Consider the following 20,997-nt stretch of genomic DNA (forward strand, 5'->3'; position numbering starts at 1 on the left):
ACGCGCAACACCGAGGGCCCTCGCCACCGCCCTTCGCCGTCACCCCCCTCCACCCACGTTCCCTCCACCCCCCGCTCCCCCCGGCCCTTCCCCCCTTCGCCCCTCCGCCCCGCGGAAACGCCGGAGGGCCCCGTCACCACCGTGACGAGGCCCTCCGGGAGGAGTCGGCCGACCGACCGACTCCTCCCGCCAACGACGACTGCCGTTATCGCTACTTCTTCTTGCGCTTCTCGCGGACTCGCACCGAGATCGAGATCGGCGTCCCCACGAAGCCGAACTCCTCACGCAGCCGGCGCTCGACGAAGCGCCGGTAGCCGGCCTCCAGGAAGCCCGAGGCGAAGAGCACGAAGCGCGGCGGACGGGTGCCCGCCTGGGTGCCGAACAGGATGCGCGGCTGCTTGCCGCCCCGGATCGGGTGCGGGTGGGCGGCCACGAGCTCGCCGAGGAAGGCGTTCAGGCGCGCGGTCGGGATGCGGGTCTCCCAGCCCTCCAGCGCGGTCTCGATCGCCGGGACGAGCTTCTCCATGTGCCGGCCGGTCTTGGCCGAGACGTTGACCCGAGGGGCCCACTGCACCTGGACGAGGTCGCGCTCGATCTCGCGCTCCAGGTAGTAACGGCGCTCCTCGTCCAGCTGGTCCCACTTGTTGTAGGCGATGACGACGGCGCGCCCGGCCTCGACGGCCATCGAGATGATCCGGGTGTCCTGTTCGGCGAGGGTCTCGCTGGCGTCGACCAGGACGACCGCGACCTCGGCCTTCTCCAGTGCGGAGGAGGTGCGCAGGGAGGCGTAGAAGTCGGCGCCGGCGGTCAGGTGGACGCGGCGGCGGATACCGGCGGTGTCCACGAACTTCCAGGTCTTGCCGCCGAGTTCGATCATCTCGTCGACCGGGTCGCGGGTGGTGCCGGCCAGTTCGTTGACGACCACCCGCTCCTCGCCGGCGACCTTGTTCAACAGGCTGGACTTGCCGACGTTCGGCCGGCCGATCAGCGCGATCCGGCGCGGGCCGCCGGGGGCGGCGTCGCCGAAGGTCTGCGGCGGGGCTTCGGGCAGCGCGTCCATGACGGCGTCCAGCAGGTCGCCGGAGCCGCGGCCGTGCAGGGCGGAGACCGGGTACGGCTCGCCGAGGCCCAGCGACCACAGGTAGGCGGCCTCGGCTTCGGTGGAGGGGCCGTCGACCTTGTTCGCGCACAGGACGGTCGGCTTGCCGGCCCGGCGGATGATCTTGATCAGGGCCTCGTCGGTGTCGGTGGCACCGACCTTGGCGTCCACGACGAACAGCACCGCATCGGCCTGCTCGATGCCCAGCTCGGCCTGGGCGGCCACCATGGCGTCGATGCCGAGGACGTCGATCTCCCAGCCGCCGGTGTCGACGACCTTGAAGCGGCGGCCGTTCCAGCTGGCCTCGTAGGTGACCCGGTCGCGGGTGACGCCCGGCTTGTCCTCGACGACGGCCTCGCGGCGGCCGATGATGCGGTTCACCAGGGTCGACTTGCCGACGTTCGGGCGGCCGACCACGGCCAGCACGGGCAGTCGGACGTGGTCGAGGCCGTCCTCGGCGTCGAAGCCGTCGATGTCGAGGCCCTCTTCGGCGGCGAGGGCCATGAACTCGGCGTAGTCGGCGGCGTCCAGCCCGCCGTGATCGGCGGTGGAGTGCTCTGCGGTCATGTTCGTCTGTTCCGTTTCCCGGCCCGGCCCTTCCCAGGGGCGTGCCGTGCGTACCTGCCCCGCTCGGGGCAGCGCGATTGTTGTCTCCGCGACGCCTTGACGGCCCGCGGTTCACTCAGTGGTGGTCGAACCCGGCAAGGCCGGCCCCGACCGGCACCCGACCGGACAAGGGCCAGGCAGGGCAGCGGCCACGCCGGACAGGATCCACGCCGGTCAGCAGAAGCCGGGCCCGACCGAAGGCCGGACCGGCGGTCGCCGCCGGTCAGACCGAGGACATCCCGGCCCGCTCCTCCACGAGCCCGGCGATCCGGTCGATCACCTGCTCCAGGGTGAGGTCACTGGTGTCCACCAGGACCGCGTCCGCGGCCTGGGCCAGCGGGGCCGTCTCCCGGGAGGAGTCGGCGGCGTCCCGGCGGGCGAGGTCGGCTGCCATCGCGGTGATGGTCGCCTCGTCCACGCCCTTGGCGCGCAGTTCGGCGGCCCGGCGGGCGGCCCGGGCCTTCTCGGAGGCGGTCAGGAAGACCTTGACGGTGGCCTCCGGGAACACCACGGTCCCCATGTCCCGGCCCTCGGCGACGATGCCCCGTTCGGCGACCTCGGCGCAGCCGCGCTGCAGCTCGACCAGGCGGGCCCGCACCGCCGGCACCGCGGACACGGCGCTGACCTGCGCCGTCACCTCGGGGCCGCGGATCGGGCCGGAGACGTCCTGGCCGTCCACCGTGATGGTGGGGCCGTCGGCGTCGGTGCCCGACACGATCACCGGCTTGCCGCACGCGACGGCGACCGCGTCCGGGTCGTCGACGTCGACCTCGTTGGCCAGCATCCACCAGGTCATCGCCCGGTACATGGCACCGGTGTCCAGGAAGCTCAGGCCCAGCCGGGCGGCGACCGCCCGCGAGACGGTCGACTTGCCGGAGCCGGAGGGTCCGTCGATGGCGACGACGACCGGGGCGTGCGCTCGGTCGGCAGTGTCCACGGGGGCGAACCTCATCTCTGAGCATGGGAGCCGAAGCCTGCGCGGGCGGACGGCCGGGGGATTGTCTCCCTCAAGGTTAATGGACCGCCGCCGTCACGGACTCCGCCGCCCACCCGGCCCCCGGCCCGCCGCCCACCCGGCCCCCGGGCGGCCCGCTGCGCAGAGCCCCTGCCGCACCCGATCCGCACCCGATCCGCACCTGATCGGCACCCGATCCGGAACCGAGCCGCACAAGCCGCACGAACCCCGCAAGCCCTACGCGCCCAGGCCCCGCACGCACACCCCGACGCGCCCGCGCCCGCGCCCGCCCGCCCGCACCTCAGTCCCGTCAGTCCCGCACGCTCCACCCGCTCGCCCGCAGCGCCTTCACCAGCCGCTTGACCGCCGTCGGCGCCACCGACAGCTGGACGAACCCGACCTGCTGCCCGGTCGAGTGCTCGATGACGACGTCCTCGATGTTGACCCCGGCGTCGCCGACCTCCCCGAACAGCCGGCCCAGCTCGCCCGGCTGGTCGCCGAGGACGACCGCCACGGTCTCGTACCGGGTGGGCGGCGCGCCGTGCTTGCCGGGGATCCGGGCCTGGCCGGTGTTGCCGCGCCGCATGACGGCTTCGATCCCGGTGGCGCCGGCCCTGCGCTCACCCTCCTCGGCGGCCTCCATGGCGCGCAGCGCGGTGACGGTCTCGCCGAGGTCGTGGGCGACCGCCTCCAGGACGTCGGCGACCGCGCCCGCGTTGGCGGAGAGGATGTCGACCCACATGCCGGGGTTGGAGGCGGCGATCCTGGTGACGTCGCGCACGCCTTGGCCGGAGAGCCTTATGGCGGTCTCGTCGGCGTTCTCCAGCCGGGCCGCGACCAGCGAGGACACCAGCTGCGGGGCGTGCGAGACGAGGGCGACGGCCCGGTCGTGCTCGACGGCGTCCATCACGATCGGCATCGCGCCGCAGAGCGCGACCAGTTCCAGCGCGGCGTTGAGCGTCTCGGTGTCGGTGTCGGGGGTCGGGGTGAGCACCCAGGGGCGGCCCTCGAAGATGTCGGCGCGGGCGGCCAGCGGGCCGGATCGCTCGCGGCCTGCCATCGGGTGGCTGCCGATGTAGTGGACGGTGTCGCAGCCGAGCGCGGCGATCTCGCTGCCGGGGCCGGCCTTCACGCTGGCGACGTCGGTGTACCAGTGCGCCAGGTTGCGCCGCTGGCAGTCGGCGAGCACCTTTCCGACCAGTGCCGGCGGGACGGCGATGACCGCCAGGTCCACCGGGCCGTCGACCGGTTCGGTGGTGCCGGCGCCGAGCGACTCGGCGGTGCGGGCGGCGTCCGGGTCGGCGTCCTCCAGATGGACGGTCAGGCCGCGGGCGGTCAGGGCGAGCGCGGCGGAGGTGCCGATCAGTCCGGTGCCGACGACGACGGCAGTGCGCATGGCGGGTCGCTCTCCTCATCACGATTGCTCGACAGGTGCCGGGACCGTCCGGGAGCACCCGCGCCCCATCCTCCCTCATCCGCCGCGCCGAAGTCCCCACCTGCCGCCCGGCAACCACGGGGGCACTTCCCGGCAGTTCCCGGCACCGGCAACCACGGCGCGCCCGCCCCCGTCCCACCCAGTGCACACGCCGCACCCGGAAATCCGGCGCCGCCCGCGCCGGGGGCGGGCAGACTGGCCGCCCGGGAAGCCACGGACGAGCGGACGGACGACCGAGCGGACGAACGGCCAGACGCACGGACGAACGGCCAGACGCACGAACGGACGGCCAGACGCCCGGACGACCGGGCAGCGGCAACGCGCGCGGAACGACGAGCGGCGCGCGGCAGGCAACACGCGAACGAAAGGGTTGCGCATGGACGACCAGCACAGCAGCCGGACGGGGCAGACGAAACCGTCGGCCGTACCGGCCCACCCATCGGCCCTGGACTCCGTGGTGGTGTACGCGGAGGGCGCGGTGTGCCGACGCCGGGCCACCGTCCCGGTGCCCCGCGACGGGCGGTTGCGGCTGACCGGCCTGCCCACGTCCCTGGACGGCCGCTCGCTGCGTGCCCGGGTGCTCGCCGGTCCGGCCGGCACGGTGGTCACCGAGGCCCGGCTGGAGCAGCTCGCCGAACTCCGCGAGCCGGATGAACTACCGCTCCTCCAAAGGGAGTTGGACGATGCGACGGAGCGTCTCAGCGTGCTCACCGAGCGCCGCCGGCTGGTCCTGTCCGCGATCGCCGACACCGCCGCGCTGCGCGCCGTGCCGCCGCCTCAGCGCCCCGAGGAGCCGTTGCGCCGTACGCCTGCCGAGGCCTGGCTGGAGCTCGCCGACTTCGTCGACGAGCGGCTCGCCCGCCTCCAGGAACGCGCCGAGGAACTCAACCGGGAGGTCGAACTCGCCGACCACGAGCGCGACTTGGCGGTCGACCGGCTGGATCGGGCGTCCACCGCCGAGCGGGCCGAGCCGGTCGCGACCGCCGCCACCGTCCTGCTCACCCTCACCACCGGCAGCACCCGGGCCGCTCTCCATGGCACCGCTCCCCATGGCACCGTCCCCCACGGCACCGCCTCCGGCGACGACACCGCGACCCTCGACCTCGAACTGGAGTACGGCGTCCCCGCCGCCCGCTGGGTGCCCGCCTACCGCCTGTCCTACCGGAGCGGCTCCGACACCGGTCACCTCGTCCTGCGCGCCGGCATCGCCCAGCGCACCGGCGAGGACTGGACGGGCGTGCGCCTGGCCCTCTCCACCGCCGACCTCGACCGCCGCACCGACCTGCCCCGGCTCGCCTCGCTGCGGATCGGCCGCAGCCAGCCCGCCCCGCCGCCCTCCGGCTGGCGCGAGCCCCCGGCCGGCCTGTCCGACCTCTTCACCGGCTACGACGCGGCCGGTGCCGACGCGCCGTCCCCGAGCGGCCGGGCCCGCCCCGACGGCCACCGCGGGGCCCAGGTCCCGCCCCCGGTCCCGCCCCGGGCCGCCCGCCTCGCCGGCCCCGGTTCGATCGGCTCCCGGCTCGGCGGCGCCCGCCCGTCCGGCCCCCGCTCGGAGGCCTTCGCCGCGGCGGAGGACATCCCACCCGCACCCTCCGCCCGCTTCGGCGGTGGCGGCACCCTGAGCGCCGACGAGCCGATGCCCGCGCCCCCGCCCGCCCCGGGTGGCTTCGCCGGCTACGGCGGCCCGCCGCCCGCCCTCTCGGCGCCCGTCACCGCTCCGCTCCCACCGACTCCCCAGGCCCAGGGCGCCGTCCCGCAGGCCCCGGGCGGCATCCCGCCGGGTGAGGCCCGCCGCACCCTCCGCAAGCGCCGCAGTGCCCTCGCCGTTCCCCCCGCGACCGCCGGTTTCGCCCCGAACGCCACCCTGCTCGACTACCCCGACCTCGTCCTGGCCGGCCCCGACGAGCCCGCGGCCCGGCGCGGCGCCCTGCACCCCCGCCCCGAGCGGGTCGAGCGCGAGGAGCTGGGCCGGGTCCTGCCCGGCGGCAACCCGGGCGAGCAGATCCGCCGCCTCCCCCTCCCCCGCCACGCCGTCCCGCCCCGCGAGTCGGCGGGTTCCTTCGACCACCGCTTCGACGCCGCCGCGCCCGCCGACATCCCGTCCGACGGCACCTGGCACACCGTCACGGTGGGCGAGATCCCGCTCACCGTCCGCCCCGAGTACGTCACCGTCCCCGCCGTCGAGGAGAAGGTGTACGCGACGCTGGTGCTCGCCAACCGCACCGACCGCGCCGTCCTCGCGGGCCCGGTCGAGGTCACCGTGGACGACGAGTTCCTGCTCACCGCCGCCCTGCCCACCCTGGCGCCCGGCGGCGTGCGGCGTCTGGGAACCGGCGTCACGGAGAGCGTGGAGGTGGCGCGCCGCACCGAGCTGCGCGAGTCCGCCACGGGCATGCTGAAGGGCAACAGCACGGTGCTCGACCACCGGGTCCACGTCCGGCTGGCGAACCGGCTCGGCCGCGCCGTCACGGTCGAGGTCCGCGAGCGCGTGCCGGTCACCTCCGACGCCGAGATCCGGATCGAGGAGCGGGCCGACTGGCACGCCCCGACCGTCTCCACGCCGGAGTGCCCGCCCAGCACCAGGCTCTGGCGGGTCGACCTGCCGCCGGGAGGCAGCACCGAGCTGGACGGCGGGTACCAGATCAAGATCCCGGCCGGAAAGGCCATCGTCGGCGGAAACCGGAGGAACTGACCATGACCGGAGACACGATCGGAGCGACGAGGGCGGCCCTCCCGGTCACCGCGGTCACCTGCCTGGAGGACCGCAGCCAGGTGGAACGCACGACGACGGTCGACCTCGCCGCGGGCGTCCAGCGGCTGCGCCTGGGCCCGCTCACCGCCTTGGCCGTCGACCGCACCCTGCGCGCCGAGTCCACCACCCCCGGGGTGCGGGTCCTGGACGCCCGGGTGGTCCGCACCTGGGCTCCGCGCGCGCCGCTGCCGCCGGGCCCGGACGACTCCGACCTGCGCCACCTGCTGCACCGGCTGGGCACCGAGAGCCGTCTCGCCGACCAGACCCGCGCCCGCCTGGAGGCGCGGCTGGCCCTGCTCGCCCAGCTCTCGGCCGACCTGCTCCGCGAGGTCGGCGAGGGCGCCGGCAGCGGCGAGCTCGAACGCACCCGCTGGTCCCGCGAGCTGGACCGGGTGGACGCCGAACGCGAGCGCTACGGCGAGGAGCTGCGCGCGACCCACTCCCGGCTGCGCCGCCTGGAGCAGGAACGCTCGCAGGCGCTGACCGCCCTGGACGAGGCCGAGGAGGACCCGGCCGCACTGACCGCCCACCTGGACCTCACGGTCGAGGCGGCGCGGCCCGGCCCGGCCGGGCTGACCGTCTCCCACCTGGTCCCCTGCGCGCTCTGGCGCCCCTCCTACCGGGCGACGCTGGACGACGACGGCCTGCGCGTGGAGTCGGAGGCGGTGGTCTGGCAGCGCACCGGCGAGGACTGGACGAACGCCCGGCTCACCTTCTCGACCGCCCGCTCCGCCCTCGCCACCGACCCGCCGGCCGTCGCGGTGGACGTCCTGATGCTGCGCGAGCGCACGGACGAGGAGCGCCGCACGGTCGAGGTCGAACTGCGCGAGGAGGCGATCAGCGAACTCGGGCCGGCCTCCGGGGTCCCGGGGGTGGACGACGGCGGCGAGGTCCGGGTGCTGCCCGCGCCCGCCCCCGCGACCGTGCCCTCGGACGGGCGGGCGCACCGGGTGCCGCTCGGTGCCTTCACCGGCCCGGCGAGCAGCGAGTACGCCTGCGCCCCGGAGCTGTCCCCGCTGGTCACCCAGGTGGTCCGGTTCCGCAACGCGGCCGGGCACCCGCTGCTGGCCGGTCCGGTCGAGCTGGTCCGCGGCAGCGGCTTCACCGGCCGGGGCGAGCTGCGCTTCACCGCGACCGGTGCCGATGCCGAGCTCTCCTTCGGCAGCTCGGACGGCTACCGGGTGGTCCGCGAGACCGAGGAGCGCCAGGCCACCGCCGGCCTCACCGGCCGCCAGACCACCACCCGCACGGTGCGGCTGCACCTGTCCCGCTTCTCCGGCCCGGAGGAGCACGACGAGCGGATCGTCACCGTGCGCGAGCGGGTGCCGGTCTCCGAGGTGTCGGCGGTCGAGGTCCGGCTGCGCAAGGAGGAGTGCTCCCCGGCGCCGGACGCCTTCGACGCCGAGGGCATCGTCCGCTGGGACGTCCCGCTCGGCCCGGGTGCCCGCCGCACCCTCACCCTGGTGTACGAGGTCTCCGCCTCCGCCAAGGTGGCCGGGCTCTGAGCCGCGCGCCGGCGACACCGCCCTCCGAACCCCACTGCCTCGAACCCCACTGCCCCGAAGCCCGAACCCCACTGCCCCCGAACCCGACCTCCCCGCGAACCCCGTCGCCCTCCGATCCCCGAACCTCGCCGCCGACGGCCTGCCGATGACGACCGCTCAGGACCAAACCGGAGACAACGGGTAGAAAAGGAAACATGATCCTCCACCTCGCCCCCCTGGACGACTGGCTGGCCGACCCCGGCCGCCCGTACGCCACCGCCTCGCTGCTCACCGACGGGTTCATCCACTGCTCGGCCGACGAGCGGACGGCGCTCGCGGTGGCCAACGCCTTCTTCGCCCACACCCCCGACCCGCTGATGGTGCTGCTGATCGAGGAGTCGATGGTGGAGCCGATGGTCAAGTGGGAGGCCCCGCACGGCGCCCCGCCGCCCGGGGCCACCCCCGACGTGCTGTTCCCGCACATCTACGGGCGGCTGAACCGCTCCGCCGTGGTCGGGCTGGAGAAGGTCGAGCGGGGCCCGGACGGCCGCTGGGCCTCCCTCACCCCCTGGAGCTGAACCCCGGGGCCGGGTTCACAGCCACCCCCGCTCCCGGGCCGCCATTCCGGCCTGGAAGCGGGTGGTGGCGCCCAGCGCGCGCATCAGGCTCTGCAGGCGGCGCTGGGTGGTCCGGGCGCTCCAGCCGAGCGAGCGGGCGATCGACTCGTCGGTGAGCCCGGCCGCCAGCAGGCCCAGCAGTTTGCGGTGGTCGGCCTCCGGCTCCGGCGACTCGTCCCCGGTGCCGATCGCGGCCTGCAGCTGGACGGCCCGCTCCCACTCCGCCTCGAACAGCGTGTCCAGCGCCTGGAGCAGCGCCGAGGGGTGGATCACGTAGGCGGCGTCGAGCACGCTGTCGCCGACGCTGATCGGGATGATCGCCATCCGGTCGTCCGAGATGATCATCTTCATCGGCAGCGTGGGCCGGACCCGCGCCTCCTCGCCGTCCGCGACCCCGACCAGGATGTTCCGCTCCAGCCGCCCGGGCCAGGCCACCGCCTCCCGGTCGTAGACCGTCCGGAACTTCACGCCCTCGCGCAGCCGTCGCCGCTGCAGCGTCATCGGCGCCACCGGGTCCTGGATGTACGGCGGGCGGTCGAAGCCGCGCACCTGGTACTGGCTGGTCTCGGTGATGTGCTCCAGTCGCTGGGCGATCGCCTCGCCACCGGTCAGCACCTCCACCGAGTGCGCCGGGTCGGTGTAGCGCGAGGCCTCCCGGAAGGCGTCCATCAGCCGGTGCATCTCGGCCCGGGCCTGCCGCAGCTCGGACTCCCGGTGGCCGATCAGGGTGCCGATCGCGACGTCCGGGGCGACCGCCAGGTAGCGCTGCCGGTCCACCGGTGCCCGGGTGGCCATGCCCTGCTGCGCGAGCCGGTCCAGGGCGCGCACGCCCTGCTGGAGCGTCAGGCCGCAGCTCTCCGCCAGTTCCTCCGCGGTGGACTGCGGATTGGCCACCAGCGCCGCGTACATCTGCCCGTCCGGCGTGGCCAGTCCCAGTGTGCCGAGGGCCTTCCCGCTGGCCCGCCCCAGTGGTGCATCGGACACGACGCCATTCCCCCTGTTCGCCTGTGATCCGCCCCACCGGCGCCCGTGCTGGCGCGGTCCCGCCACACGACGGGTGGTGGCCCGGTGGCCATCCTCTGCCACGGATCATGACGCTGACAAGGCCGTGACCAGCGGTTGCGTCCCGACTCACACGACCCGCACGACCCGTACACCCCGTACGCCGACACGCTCCGCACCCGACACATCCCTGCCCGGCACACCCGGCTCCCGGCACACCCGGCTCCCGGGACACCCCGGGCCCGGCACATCCGGCGTCCCGGGACACCCCGCGCCCCGGGTCGCCCGGCACCGGCACGCCCCGCACGGCAGAGGGGCCCCCGGCCGCGCCACGGCGACCGGGGGCCCCTCAGGGACGGGCGAGGGCGACGGCCTACAGACCGACCTCGCGCATCAGCTGGCCGACCTCCGGGTTGGTCAGACGGCGCAGCCAGCCCGACTTCTGGTCACCCAGGGCGATCGGGCCGAAGTGCGTGCGCACCAGCTTCTCGACCGGGAAGCCGGCCTCGGCCAGCATCCGGCGGACGATGTGCTTGCGACCCTCGTGCAGGGTCACCTCGACCAGGTAGTTCTTGCCGACGTTGGAGACGACCTTGAAGCTGTCGGCACGCGCGTAGCCGTCCTCCAGCTCCACGCCCTGGGCCAGCTTCTTGCCCAGGTCACGGGGGATCGGGCCCTGGATCGCGGCCAGGTAGGTCTTGGTCACGCCGTACCGCGGGTGGGTGAGGCGGTGAGCCAGCTCGCCGTGGTTGGTGAGCAGGATGATGCCCTCGGTCTCGGTGTCCAGGCGGCCGACGTGGAACAACCGGGTCTCCCGGTTGGTCACGTAGTCGCCCAGGCACTGGCGGCCGTCCGGGTCCTCCATGGTGGAGACCACGCCGGCCGGCTTGTTCAGCGCGAAGAACAGGTAGGACTGGGTGGCGACGGTCAGGCCGTCCACCTTGATCTCGTCGTTCTGCGGGTCGACCCGCTTGCCCTGCTCGGTGACGCGCTTGCCGTTGACCTCGACCCGACCCTGCTCGATCAGCTCCTCGCAGGCGCGGCGGCTGCCGACACCGGCCCGGGCCAGCACCTTCTGCAGGCGCTCGCCCTCGGGCTCGCCGAAGGTCTTGGGGAGCTTGACGGCCGGCTTGTCGTGCCGGGCGAGGACGGCGTCCTCGATCTTGGCCTGCAGCTCGCGCGAGCGCTGCGGCTGGCGCCGCGGGTCGCCCGGGGCGCCCTGGCCCTCACGACGCGGGCGCGGGGCCGGACCGGGGCGCCGGCCGGCGTAGCCGCCGCGGGCGGGAGTGGCGTTCGGGCCGCCGCCGTACTCGGGGCGGTCGTACTTGCGCTCCTCGGGCCGCAGCGGACGGTCCGGGTACCGGCGGTCGTCACGCCGGTCGTCGCGCCGGTCGTCACGGCGACCGTCGCGGGGACCGTCCCGGCGGTCGTCCCGGCGGTCGTCACGCCGGTCGTCACGCCGGTCGTCACGCCCGAACGAGCCGGAGCCACCGCGCGAGCCCGCACCCGAGCCACCGCGGCTGCCGCCCCCGTAGGAGCCACCACCGTACGAACCCCCGCGCGCGCCCGAGCCGCCGCGGCTGCTGCTGCTACCGCTGCCGCCGCCGTAGGAGCCGCCGCCCCGGCCCCCGCCCTGTCCGCCGCGACTGCTCCCGCCGCCGCTGCTGTTCCTGCCGTTGCCACTGCTACGCATCAAAGTGTCCGTACGTCGTTCCGTCTGGGATGTGCGGTCGTTTCGGCCGACCTCACCGCCCCCTACCGATCGGGCCCGGCCCGACCGGCCTCGCCACTGCCGTCCGCGGCCTGCGCGGCAGCGGCGGCGACCGCCTCCGCGATCATCGTGCCCTCCAGGGACTCCGCTTCCACGTCGTCGACCTCGGGCAGGAAGGGAGCGAGCTCCGGCAGCTCGTCCAGGCCGCGGAGCCCCATCCGTTCCAGGAAGTAGTTCGTCGTCCGATACAGGATCGCACCTGTTTCGGGCTCGGATCCGGCCTCTTCCACCAGTCCTCGCTGTACCAGGGTACGCATCACGCCGTCACAGTTCACACCGCGGACGGCGGAAACCCGAGATCTGGACACCGGCTGCCGGTAGGCGACCACCGCCAGGGTCTCCAGCGCGGCCTGGGTGAGCCGGGCCTGCTGGCCGTCCAGGAGGAAGCGGTCGACGGCTGCGGAACAGGTCTCCCGGCTGTAGAACCGCCAGCCGCCGGCCACCAGCCGCAGGTCGAAACCGCGGCCCTGGTCGGTGTACTCGGCGGACAGCCCGCGCAGCGCCGCGGCCACCTCGGTCCGCGACCGCTCCAGCACCCCGGCCAGCCGCTCCTCCGTCACCGGTTCGTCGACCACCATCAGAACGGCCTCCAGCTCGGCCCGCAGCCCGGGAGCGATCGGCAGCGCGGGGCCGGACTGCTCCTCGGCGCCGGAAGTCGGCGGAACCGACGTCTGCTGCACCACCGGCTCCACCGGCCGAACCGCCGGCCCTGGCTGGACCGGCTGGACCGGCTGGACCGCGTCCCCACCCTCCGCGTCCTCCACCGGCGGCACCGGTTCCGACACCGGGCCGGGCACCGGGTCCGACACCGGGTCGGGCACCGGGTCCGACACCGGGCCGGGCACCGGGTCCGGCAGCAGCTCGAAGGCGGGCTCCAGCCACTCCTCGGTCCTGGGCTGCCCCGGAAGCCCCAGCCGGCGCCGCACCGGGCGCCCGCCCTCGTTCCCGCCGCTCATCGCCGCTCCTCCTCCACAACGCCCGTGGCTCCTGCCACAACGTCCCCGACGACGTCCCCCCGGGCCCCTCCCCCGACTCCCGCCCCGGCTTGCGCCCCGACTCCCGCTCCGACTCCCGCCCCGGCTTGCGCCCCGGCCTCTCCCGCGGGCCGGTCGAACTCGTCCGTGACCTCGACCGCGCCCCGGCCCTCCTCCGCCACCCAGCGCACCCGCAGCTCCCCGAGCGCCTCCGGCTGGTCGAAGGCGAGCACCCGTTCCCGGTAGAGCTCCAGCAGCGCCAGGAAGCGGGCGACCACGACCAGGGTGTCCGGCGCGTCCGCCACCAGCCGCTGGAACGACGCCTCGCCGAGTTCGGTGAGCAGCCCGACCACCAGCCCGGCCTGCTCCCGGACGCTGACCGGCGGGGCGTGGATGTGGTCCACGTACACGACCGGCTTCGGCTTGGGTTCCATCGCCTTGGCCGCGAGCTCGGCGAGCCGCTGCGGCCCGATGGTGATCACCACCTCCGGCAGCAGCTCCGCGTGCCGGGGCTCCAGCCCGACGGTTCGCGGGCGCCGCAGCTGTTCGGCGGCCCAACGCTCGCCGAACAGCGACGCCGCCCGCTTGTACGCCCGGTACTGCAGCAGCCGCGCGAACAGCAGGTCCCGGGCCTCCAGCAGGGCCAGGTCCTCCTCGTCCTCGACCTCCGCCACGGGCAGCAGCCGGGCGGCCTTGAGGTCGAGCAGGGTGGCGGCCACCACCAGGAACTCGGTCGCCGCGTCCAGGTCCCAGTCCGGGCCCATCGCCCGGATGTGCGCCACGAAGTCGTCCGTGACCGTGGCCAGCGCCACCTCGGTGACGTCCATCTTGTGCTTGGTGATCAGGCTGAGCAGCAGGTCGAAGGGGCCCTCGAAGTTCTCCAGCCGCACCCGGAACCCGCCCCGGGACCCGTTCTCGGTCGCGTTCGCGGTGGTTTCGGCTGGTTCGGCGGTGCTCGGCATGACGGTCCATCTTCACCCGTCCCGGCGGCCCGCCCAGCCCCGGGCCCCTCGACACGCCGCCCGGCAGCCCCGTCCACGGCCCTCAGCCCGGCGCACAGGCCCCGGCCCCGGCAGGCCCGGGCCCGGGGACCCACGGGCCCGGAAACGGCCCTCCAGTGCCCTCCAGGCCCTCCACGGCCCTCCACGGCCCTCCAGTGCCCTCCACGGCCCTCGACCGAGTCGGCGGGCCCCATGAGCCCGACTCATGCCCCCCGGCACCCGATCGGAGTGCCTGCCGAGGCGACCCGAAATCCCGAGGCGGCGTCTCCATGAACGCGGCTCATGACCGTCGGTCCGCGATCCGGGCCCTCGGCCCACCCGCCAGCACCCCATGAGCCCGACTCATGACAGTCGGCACCGGCCGACGGCCCCACCCGGGACGACGACCTCATGAACGCGACTCATGGCCCTCGGCCGACCGTCGACGCTCGGCCCGAGGTCGCACACCGGCGGCCTCCGGCACCGGGCCCGAGGCCCCTCGGCGCCCCCCTCGGCGTCCCCACCGGGGCCGCCCTGTCGCCGCCAGGTCCGCATCACCGCCGGACCCGCCCTGCCGTGCCGCGCCGTACCGCGCCCTGCCCTGCTGCGCCACACCACAGCGCGCCGCGCCCTGGCGCGATCTACCGCGCCCTACCGCCCGCGCAGGCGCCGGACCAGGATGGAGGCCTCGCCCCGCTGCTCCAGGTCCGCCAGGACGACCGCGATGGCCTCCCGGACGATCCGCCCACGGTCCACGGCCAGGCCGTGCTCGCCGCGCAGCACCAGCCGGGTGTGCTCCAGGTCCATGAGCTCCTCGGCGGACACGTACACGGTGATCTTCTCGTCGTGCCGCTCGCGCCCGCTGGGCCGGCGCGGCGCGCGACCGCGCGGCCGCGCGCGCCCGGCGGCACCGTTCTGCTCCTCGGTGGCACCCGCGTGCGCCCGGCCTGCCGGTGCGCCCGGCGCGGCCTGGACCCCGCCCGACCGCTGACCGGGCGGCTGCGCGGACGCCGGCACGGTGGCCGACGACTGCTGCTCCGCCGTCAGCTGCCGGTCGCCCTGGGAGCCCGGGGAACCCTGGGGACCCTGCGCCCCCCGGAGGCCCTGGGCGGACTCGACGCCTTCGGCGCCGTCCTGGCCGTTGACGGTCCGCGCGGTCTCCGGTCTGGATGCCTCGGCGGCCGGACGCGGCGCGAGGGACGGCGACAGCGCCATCCCGCCGGTGGTCCGGAACAGCTCGTCGGCACCCGGGAGACTCACTCGGCGGGGCGGCACCGGTCGAGCACCTCCCTGGCGAGCTGGCGGTAGGCGGCGGCACCGACCGAGTTGGTGGCGTACGTGGTGATGGGCTCACCGGCGACGGTGGTCTCCGGGAAGCGCACGGTCCGCCCGATGACGGTGTGGAAGACGTGCTCGCCGAACGCCTCGACGACCCGCGCCAGCACCTCACGGCTGTGCACGGTGCGTGAGTCGTACATGGTCGCGAGGATGCCGTCCAGGCGCAGCTCGGGGTTGAGCCGCTCGCACACCTTCTCGATGGTCTCGGTCAGCAGCGCGACACCGCGCAGCGCGAAGAACTCGCACTCCAGCGGGACGATCACGCTGTGAGCGGCCGTCAGTGCATTGACCGTCAGCAGGCCCAGTGAGGGCTGGCAGTCGATGATGACGTAGTCGTAGTCGGGCAGCAGCGGCTTCAGGGCGCGCGCCAGCGCGGACTCCCGGGCCACCTCGCTGACCAGCTGCACCTCGGCGGCGGAGAGGTCGATGTTGGACGGCAGCAGGTCCATGCCGGGCACCGCGGTCTTCAGCAGCACCTCATCGGCGGTCAGGCCCCGCTCCATGAGCAGGTTGTAGACGGTGACGTCGAGTTCCATCGGGTTGACGCCGAGGCCGACCGAGAGCGCGCCCTGCGGGTCGAAGTCGACGAGCAGCACCCGGCGGCCGTACTCGGCCAGCGCCGCACCCAGGTTGATGGTCGACGTGGTCTTGCCGACGCCGCCCTTCTGGTTGCACATGGCGATGATCTGGGCGGGGCCGTGCTCGGCGACCGGCGCGGGGATCGGGAAGTACGGCAGCGGGCGGCCGGTCGGGCCGACCCGCTCACGGCGCTGGCGCGCGGCGTCGGGGGCCAGCGTGGCGGCGTACTCCGGGTCCGGCTCGTACTCGGCGTCGGGGTCGTCGTAGGCGCCGTAGGCGAACTCGCCGTAGGCCAGGCCGTAGGCCGCCAAGTCGGCGTCGTGATCGGTCACCGTGGTCACCTGTGCTGTGTTCTGGCGTGCTTCGAAGGTGCGGAGTGCGACCGAGCCGACCTCGGCCGAACCCACGGAGGGCTGCCGGGCCCCGGGCTCCACACTCGGCTGGCCGGCGGTGTGCTCCGCCAGTCCTGGCTGACCACCCCCGGGAGCAATTGTCGACTCATTCACAAGTCGTCTTACCTCCTTGGGTATCCAGGACTCTATGTCGATTCGTCAGCGTGGCAGCATGCCGACGGTTTGCGACTCTAGGCCGTTCAAGGCGTTCGCAGCAACACAATCCACGGTAGTGGGCAGGATGTGTCGACTATCAGGCGGGCCGCTGTCAAGGGTTGAGTGGGTCGCTGACCCCATCGTTTCTGCGAGCGGGTGACGCGACCGCCGGAAATTGACGACAGAGCGACCAACCCGGTCCACCCGCTGTTCAGGGGCACGGCGAAGCCCCCGACCCGAAGTGATCGGGTCGGGGGCGAACGACCGCCGTGCGGTCAGGGGGTTCAGGCGAGCACGCTCTCCAGGGAGACCGACTCCAGGCCGAAGGCGTCGGCCACGGCCGGGAAGGTGATCTGGCCCTCGTGCACGTTCAGGCCCTTGGCGAGCGCCGGGTCACGGCGCAGCGCCTCCTTCCAACCGCGGTTCGCCAGCTCGATGACGTACGGCAGCGTGGCGTTGGTCAGCGCGTAGGTGGAGGTGTTCGGGACGGCGCCCGGCATGTTGGCCACGCAGTAGAAGACCGAGTTGTGGACCTGGAAGGTCGGGTCGTCGTGCGTGGTCGGGTGCGAGTCCTCGAAGCAGCCGCCCTGGTCGATGGCGATGTCGACGAGCACGGAGCCCGGCTTCATGCGGGAGACCAGCTCGTTGGTGACGAGCTTCGGGGCCTTGGCGCCCGGGATCAGCACGGCGCCGATGACCAGGTCGGCGTCGAGGACGGCCTTCTCCAGCTCGAAGGAGTTGGACATGATGGCCTTGATCTTCGTGCCGAAGATGCGGTCGGCCTCGCGCAGCTTGTTGATGTCGCGGTCGAGCAGGGTCACGTCGTAGCCCATGCCGATGGCGATGGTGGCCGCGTGCCAGCCGGAGACGCCACCGCCGATGACGACGGCCTTGGCCGGGTGGGTGCCGGGCACGCCGCCGGGCAGCACGCCGCGGCCGCCGGCCGGACGCATCAGGTGGTACGAGCCGACCTGCGGGGCCAGGCGGCCCGCGACCTCGGACATCGGGGCGAGCAGCGGCAGCGCGCCGTTGGCCTGCTGCACGGTCTCGTACGCGATGGCGGTGGTGCCCGAGGCGATCAGGGCGTCGGTGCCGGCCCGGTCGGCCGCCAGGTGCAGGTACGTGAAGACGGTCTGGCCCTTGCGCAGCCGGTGGTACTCGGAGGCGATGGGCTCCTTGACCTTCAGCAGGAGGTCGGCGGTGGCCCACACCTCGTCGGCGGTGGCGAGGATGGAGGCGCCGGCGGCCACGTACTCCTCGTTGGGGATCGAGGAGCCGAGACCGGCGTTGTCCTCGATGTAGACCTCGTGTCCGTTGCGGACCAGCTCATGCACGCCGGCGGGCGTGATGGCCACGCGGTACTCGTGGTTCTTGACCTCGCGGGGGATGCCGACCTTCACGACTGAACACGTCCTCTTGCCATGGGGGTCCCGACCGGCGAAAACCGGTGGGCGACGCGCACGTGGGGAAGCCTCCGGGCAGCCCGGGGCGGGGATCGCTGCGCGACTAGGTCCGAGTGTAATGAAGCCCAGTCGGCGTGTCAGCCTTCCAAAGTGAATAAATTTCCCGCACACATTGGCAGGTTCGTAGGCTTCCCCTGCGACTTACCCGCCAAAGACGTCGTAACCGGGCATCTTCGACAATACCTCCGAAAGGCCCATCACCACCCGGCGTCGACCCGTTCCCGCAGGTCCGCGAGGGCCGCCCCGACGGCTTCCCGGGCGCGTTCGTCGCCGAGCCTGCGCAGCACCGCGAGGGCCGCCCGGTACTCCCGGTCCGCCTCGTCGAAGCGGCGCTGGGCGGTGTGCGCCTCGGCCACCCGGGTCAGCAGCCTGGCCTCGGCCGCGTGGTCCCCGAGCGATTGCCGCAGGCCGAGCGCCCGTCCGTACCAGTCGGCGGCGCGCACCGCGTCGCCGAGCGCCCGGTGGCAACCGGCCGCGCCCTCCAGGGCGCGCGCGCAGAGGGGTTCGTCGTCGGCCTTCCGGGCGTGCTCCAGGGCGGCCCGGTAGTGCGCGGCGGCCTGCTCCCAGCGGCCCGCCGAGACCTGCAGGTCGCCGAGGTTGAGCAGTGCGGCCGAGGCCCGGCGGGGCCGGCCGTTGCGCTCGGCGACGGTCAGCACCAGTTCGTGGAGCCGGTAGAGGTCGGCGGGAGCGGCGACGCCGGTCAACGGCAGCGCCCGCAGCAGGGCGGTGACCAGCCGCCCGGCCGAGCCGTCCAGGTCGCCCTGGCCGATCGCGTCGGCCACCGCGCCGAGCAGCAGTTCCCGTTCGCCGAGCAGCCACCCGCGGGCGTGCTCGGCCGAGCGCAGCCGCAGCACGGCCGGCAGCGGATCGGGAGCGGGGGTATCCGACGGGTCGAGCAGCGCGCGGGCCGCCTCGGTGAGCCGGACCAGCCGCTCCAGCAGCCGGGCCCGGGCGAGTTCGGTCTCGGCGGGCCGGTCCTCCTGCTCGCGCAGCCGGACCAGTCGGGGGTAGAGCCGACCGGGCACCCGGTAGCGCGGGGTGCCGTCGGCGGCCGGCGCCTCCTCGCCGAGCAGTTCCCACTCGGCCAGCGCGGCCAGGGTCGCGGCCGCGTCCGGCACCGGGCAGCCGACCAGGGCGGAGGCGGTGCGCGGGTCGGCGGTCTGCGCCGGGGCCAGGGTGAGGGTCCGCAGCATCCTCGCCTGGGCGGCCGGCAGACCCCGGTACAGCAGGGTGAACGCACCGAGCAGCGGGTCGTTGTCGGGGACGGGCACCGGCTCGGCCGGCTCCGGTCCGGGCTTCACCCAGGCCGCCGGATCGCCCGCCGACTCCACACCGGGCGCGGTCCCGCGCTCCTCCCCCTTCTTCTCCGGCACGCTCCCGGGGGCGTCAGCCGGAACGCCCCTCGACGTGTTCCTCGACACGTTCCCCGGCGCCTGCCCCCGTGTCTTCCCCGGCGCGTCCTTCGACGGCTTCGCCGACGGAGCGGCCCGCCCCGCAGCCGACGCCTCCGTCCCCTTCTTCGAGCCGTCCTTCGACGCATCCCGCCGCTCGTCCTTCGGCATGCCCTTCGACGTGCCGTTCGAGGCGTCGGTCACAGCGCCCTTGGCGCCCGGGGCGCCCCCCGCCGCGGCGGCCGTCCCCTCCCCCACCACCCGGGTGAGCTCGCGCGCCGCGTCGGTGACCGCGGTCTTCGCGTTTCCGCGCAACCACCCCGCCATCAGCCGCAGCGCGGCCGGCCGGGCGGCGCAGGCCTCGGCGAGGTCGGCGGCGCCGACCGGGTCGCAGGAGATCCGGGTGCCGCCGACCAGGTCGGCCAGCAGTTCACCGGAGGCCGTCCGGTCCAGCCCGCCGAGGATCACCGGGTCGATGTCCTCGATGCCGGTGAGCGGCCCGGCGGTGGTGGCGAGCACCAGGCAGCCGGGTTCGTCGGCGAGCAGCGGCCACACCTGTCCGGCGTCGCGCACGTCATCCAGGACGAGCAGCACCCGCAGTCCCGCGAGCGCCTCGCGCAGCGCGACGCAGCCCGGCTCGTCCCGGCCGTCCTCGACCGCCCCGGGCAGCGGCACGGCCGAGTCCGGGTCGAGCTGCTCCAGCAGCAGGCGCGCGGCCCGCGCGGGCGGCACCCGCCCGCCGTCCGGGGCGGACAGCCGGGCGAACAGCACGCCGTCCGGGTAGTCGGCCGCGACGGTGCGGGCGAAGCGGGCGGCCAGGGTGGTCCGGCCGGAGCCGGGGCGCCCGGCCAGCACCAGGACCGGGCAGCGGCCGCTCGCCGGGCGGGCGGCGGCCGCCCGCAGCGCGGCGAGTTCGGCGCGCCGCCCGACGAACAGGGTGGGCCCGGCCGGGAGCCGGTCCAGGCCCGGGACGGCGCCGGCGGGCGCGTCGGGTCCGGGGTCCATCGTCGCCGTCTTCCTCGCCACCCGTGCCACTCCCGACGTCGTGCCGCGCTCGGCATCCGGCGCTCGGAATCCGGCGCTCGGAATCCGGACCTGGCGCCCGGCGCTCAGCGGAGGCGGCCCGGGACGGGCGCCCTGTCTGCGAAGCGTAGTTCGACCGTCCGGCTCGTCCGAGGTGACATCCGGTCGTACGAACCGGCAAATCACCCGGGCGAATCAACCTGGAGGTTCGTTCACGCCTAGAAGGGCCGGGCCGGCCAGGGCGAGTCCGCCGGGCGCAGCGCGTCCGGCCCGTCCGGGCCGGTGAGCGCGGCGTGCACGGCGAGGGTGCCGGTGACGAGGGTCGGGTTGTGCAGCTTCCCGGCCTGGATCAGCCGGATCAGCTCCGGCACCGGCACCCAGGCGACCTCGATCTCCTGCTCCTCGCCCTCGGCCGCGTAGCGCTCCCCCTCGGCCGGCGACAGGTCGGTGGCGAGGAACATCCGCAGCGCCTCGTCGGTGCCGCCCGGGGAGGTGTAGTAGTCGGCGAGGATCCGCCAGGTACCGGCCTTGCAGTGCGCCTCCTCGTAGAGCTCGCGCTGGGCGGCGTGCCACGGGTTCTCGCCGGGGACGTCGAGCAGGCCGGCTGGCAGCTCCCAGAGCCGCTGGCGCACGGGGTGGCGGTACTGGCGCAGGATCAGCACGCGCTGCTCGTCGTCCAGGGCGAGCACCGAGACCGAGCCCGGGTGGGTCTGGTAGTCGCGGCGGGCCCAGCTGCCGTCGGGCATCCGGACCTCCTCGCTGCGCACGCCGGTGACCTTGCCCTGGAACGGCGTTCCGGTCGCCCGGACCTCCCATTCCTCGGCCACGTCGGTGATCACCCGGTCGCTCTGCTCGTCCATCGCTCTCCCCTTTTCGTCAGTACGACACAATCTAACGCCGGACGGCGGCCCCCCCGGAAAAGCGGGGGCCCCCGCCCGGGAAAGCACCAAGCCCAGGAAGGAAAACAACAACGAGGCCCC

15 protein-coding genes are annotated in these 20,997 nt (G+C 74.5%); 3 read left to right on the top strand and 12 right to left on the bottom strand.

Translation table 11 applies throughout. The features are described from left to right. Nucleotides 1-211 precede the first annotated feature (211 nt). The 3 genes from der to ACFV04_RS02690 form a co-directional block, all read right to left on the bottom strand. Nucleotides 212-1,666 (bottom strand): ribosome biogenesis GTPase Der, encoded by a 1,455-nt coding sequence (gene der, locus ACFV04_RS02680; protein WP_360261409.1) that lies wholly within the window; start codon nucleotides 1,664-1,666, stop codon nucleotides 212-214. Nucleotides 1,667-1,928: 262 nt separating this feature from the next. Beyond that, entirely contained in the window at nucleotides 1,929-2,657 is a 729-nt protein-coding gene (cmk, locus tag ACFV04_RS02685; protein ID WP_380336090.1) for a (d)CMP kinase, read from the bottom strand. Between the two features lie 313 nt (nucleotides 2,658-2,970). Continuing rightward, the gene (locus ACFV04_RS02690) at nucleotides 2,971-4,056 is read right to left on the bottom strand and encodes a prephenate dehydrogenase (RefSeq protein WP_360261414.1); all 1,086 of its coding nucleotides are present in this window, start codon (nucleotides 4,054-4,056) and stop codon (nucleotides 2,971-2,973) included. 415 nt (nucleotides 4,057-4,471) lie between these two features. Here ACFV04_RS02690 and ACFV04_RS02695 point away from each other — a divergent pair, with 415 nt between their 5' ends. The 3 genes from ACFV04_RS02695 (at nucleotide 4,472) to ACFV04_RS02705 (ending at nucleotide 8,909) form a co-directional block, all read left to right on the top strand. After that, nucleotides 4,472-6,787: a DUF4139 domain-containing protein gene (locus tag ACFV04_RS02695; RefSeq protein WP_380526335.1), complete on the top strand. Its 2,316-nt coding sequence runs from the start codon at nucleotides 4,472-4,474 to the stop codon at nucleotides 6,785-6,787. Nucleotides 6,788-6,789: 2 nt separating this feature from the next. After that, nucleotides 6,790-8,352: a DUF4139 domain-containing protein gene (locus tag ACFV04_RS02700; RefSeq protein ID WP_380526337.1), complete on the top strand. Its 1,563-nt coding sequence runs from the start codon at nucleotides 6,790-6,792 to the stop codon at nucleotides 8,350-8,352. A 194-nt stretch (nucleotides 8,353-8,546) separates the two neighbouring features. Next, a complete protein-coding gene (locus tag ACFV04_RS02705; RefSeq protein ID WP_360261423.1) occupies nucleotides 8,547-8,909 on the top strand; it encodes a DUF952 domain-containing protein in 363 nt (120 codons plus the stop codon). 15 nt (nucleotides 8,910-8,924) lie between these two features. On the opposite strand, the gene ACFV04_RS02710 is transcribed toward ACFV04_RS02705, so the two are convergent. The 9 genes from ACFV04_RS02710 to ACFV04_RS02750 all read right to left on the bottom strand — a co-directional run bounded on the left by ACFV04_RS02710 (nucleotide 8,925) and on the right by ACFV04_RS02750 (nucleotide 20,877). Next, nucleotides 8,925-9,932: a helix-turn-helix domain-containing protein gene (locus ACFV04_RS02710; RefSeq protein WP_380336081.1), complete on the bottom strand. Its 1,008-nt coding sequence runs from the start codon at nucleotides 9,930-9,932 to the stop codon at nucleotides 8,925-8,927. 391 nt (nucleotides 9,933-10,323) lie between these two features. Further along, the gene (locus tag ACFV04_RS02715; RefSeq protein WP_380526339.1) at nucleotides 10,324-11,643 is read right to left on the bottom strand and encodes a pseudouridine synthase; all 1,320 of its coding nucleotides are present in this window, start codon (nucleotides 11,641-11,643) and stop codon (nucleotides 10,324-10,326) included. Nucleotides 11,644-11,705: 62 nt separating this feature from the next. Continuing rightward, a complete protein-coding gene (locus ACFV04_RS02720) occupies nucleotides 11,706-12,299 on the bottom strand; it encodes an SMC-Scp complex subunit ScpB (RefSeq protein WP_380336662.1) in 594 nt (197 codons plus the stop codon). A gap of 374 nt (nucleotides 12,300-12,673) precedes the next feature. Beyond that, complete coding sequence (locus tag ACFV04_RS02725; RefSeq protein WP_380526341.1) at nucleotides 12,674-13,657, bottom strand: segregation and condensation protein A; 984 nt, start codon at nucleotides 13,655-13,657, stop codon at nucleotides 12,674-12,676. Between the two features lie 669 nt (nucleotides 13,658-14,326). Beyond that, nucleotides 14,327-14,935: a hypothetical protein gene (locus tag ACFV04_RS02730; protein WP_380336073.1), complete on the bottom strand. Its 609-nt coding sequence runs from the start codon at nucleotides 14,933-14,935 to the stop codon at nucleotides 14,327-14,329. Further along, complete coding sequence (locus tag ACFV04_RS02735; RefSeq protein ID WP_030245868.1) at nucleotides 14,932-15,999, bottom strand: ParA family protein; 1,068 nt, start codon at nucleotides 15,997-15,999, stop codon at nucleotides 14,932-14,934. The genes ACFV04_RS02730 and ACFV04_RS02735 overlap by 4 nt, the downstream gene beginning before the upstream one ends. A gap of 425 nt (nucleotides 16,000-16,424) precedes the next feature. Next, nucleotides 16,425-17,540: an alanine dehydrogenase gene (gene ald, locus ACFV04_RS02740; RefSeq protein ID WP_380336069.1), complete on the bottom strand. Its 1,116-nt coding sequence runs from the start codon at nucleotides 17,538-17,540 to the stop codon at nucleotides 16,425-16,427. 260 nt (nucleotides 17,541-17,800) lie between these two features. Beyond that, nucleotides 17,801-19,999, bottom strand: a complete 2,199-nt coding sequence (locus tag ACFV04_RS02745; protein ID WP_380336066.1) for a tetratricopeptide repeat protein — start codon at nucleotides 19,997-19,999, stop codon at nucleotides 17,801-17,803. 236 nt (nucleotides 20,000-20,235) lie between these two features. Beyond that, nucleotides 20,236-20,877 (bottom strand): NUDIX domain-containing protein, encoded by a 642-nt coding sequence (locus ACFV04_RS02750; protein WP_380526343.1) that lies wholly within the window; start codon nucleotides 20,875-20,877, stop codon nucleotides 20,236-20,238. Nucleotides 20,878-20,997: the final 120 nt, after the last annotated feature.

The sequence above is a fragment of the Kitasatospora sp. NPDC059599 genome, assembly GCF_042735125.1.
Classification (GTDB): domain Bacteria; phylum Actinomycetota; class Actinomycetes; order Streptomycetales; family Streptomycetaceae; genus Kitasatospora.

What these genes read in the sequence shown, in the direction of transcription:
- ACFV04_RS02690 (WP_360261414.1), bottom strand. Translation starts at nt 4,056, where the DNA reads ATGCGCACTGCCGTCGTCGTCGGCACCGGACTGATCGGCACCTCCGCC.
- ACFV04_RS02745 (WP_380336066.1), bottom strand. Translation starts at nt 19,999, where the DNA reads ATGGACCCCGGACCCGACGCGCCCGCCGGCGCCGTCCCGGGCCTGGAC.
- ACFV04_RS02705 (WP_360261423.1), top strand. Translation starts at nt 8,547, where the DNA reads ATGATCCTCCACCTCGCCCCCCTGGACGACTGGCTGGCCGACCCCGGC.
- ACFV04_RS02725 (WP_380526341.1), bottom strand. Translation starts at nt 13,657, where the DNA reads ATGCCGAGCACCGCCGAACCAGCCGAAACCACCGCGAACGCGACCGAG.
- ACFV04_RS02715 (WP_380526339.1), bottom strand. Translation starts at nt 11,643, where the DNA reads ATGCGTAGCAGTGGCAACGGCAGGAACAGCAGCGGCGGCGGGAGCAGT.
- der (WP_360261409.1), bottom strand. Translation starts at nt 1,666, where the DNA reads ATGACCGCAGAGCACTCCACCGCCGATCACGGCGGGCTGGACGCCGCC.
- cmk (WP_380336090.1), bottom strand. Translation starts at nt 2,657, where the DNA reads ATGAGGTTCGCCCCCGTGGACACTGCCGACCGAGCGCACGCCCCGGTC.
- ACFV04_RS02720 (WP_380336662.1), bottom strand. Translation starts at nt 12,299, where the DNA reads ATGGTGGTCGACGAACCGGTGACGGAGGAGCGGCTGGCCGGGGTGCTG.
- ACFV04_RS02750 (WP_380526343.1), bottom strand. Translation starts at nt 20,877, where the DNA reads ATGGACGAGCAGAGCGACCGGGTGATCACCGACGTGGCCGAGGAATGG.
- ACFV04_RS02700 (WP_380526337.1), top strand. Translation starts at nt 6,790, where the DNA reads ATGACCGGAGACACGATCGGAGCGACGAGGGCGGCCCTCCCGGTCACC.
- ACFV04_RS02695 (WP_380526335.1), top strand. Translation starts at nt 4,472, where the DNA reads ATGGACGACCAGCACAGCAGCCGGACGGGGCAGACGAAACCGTCGGCC.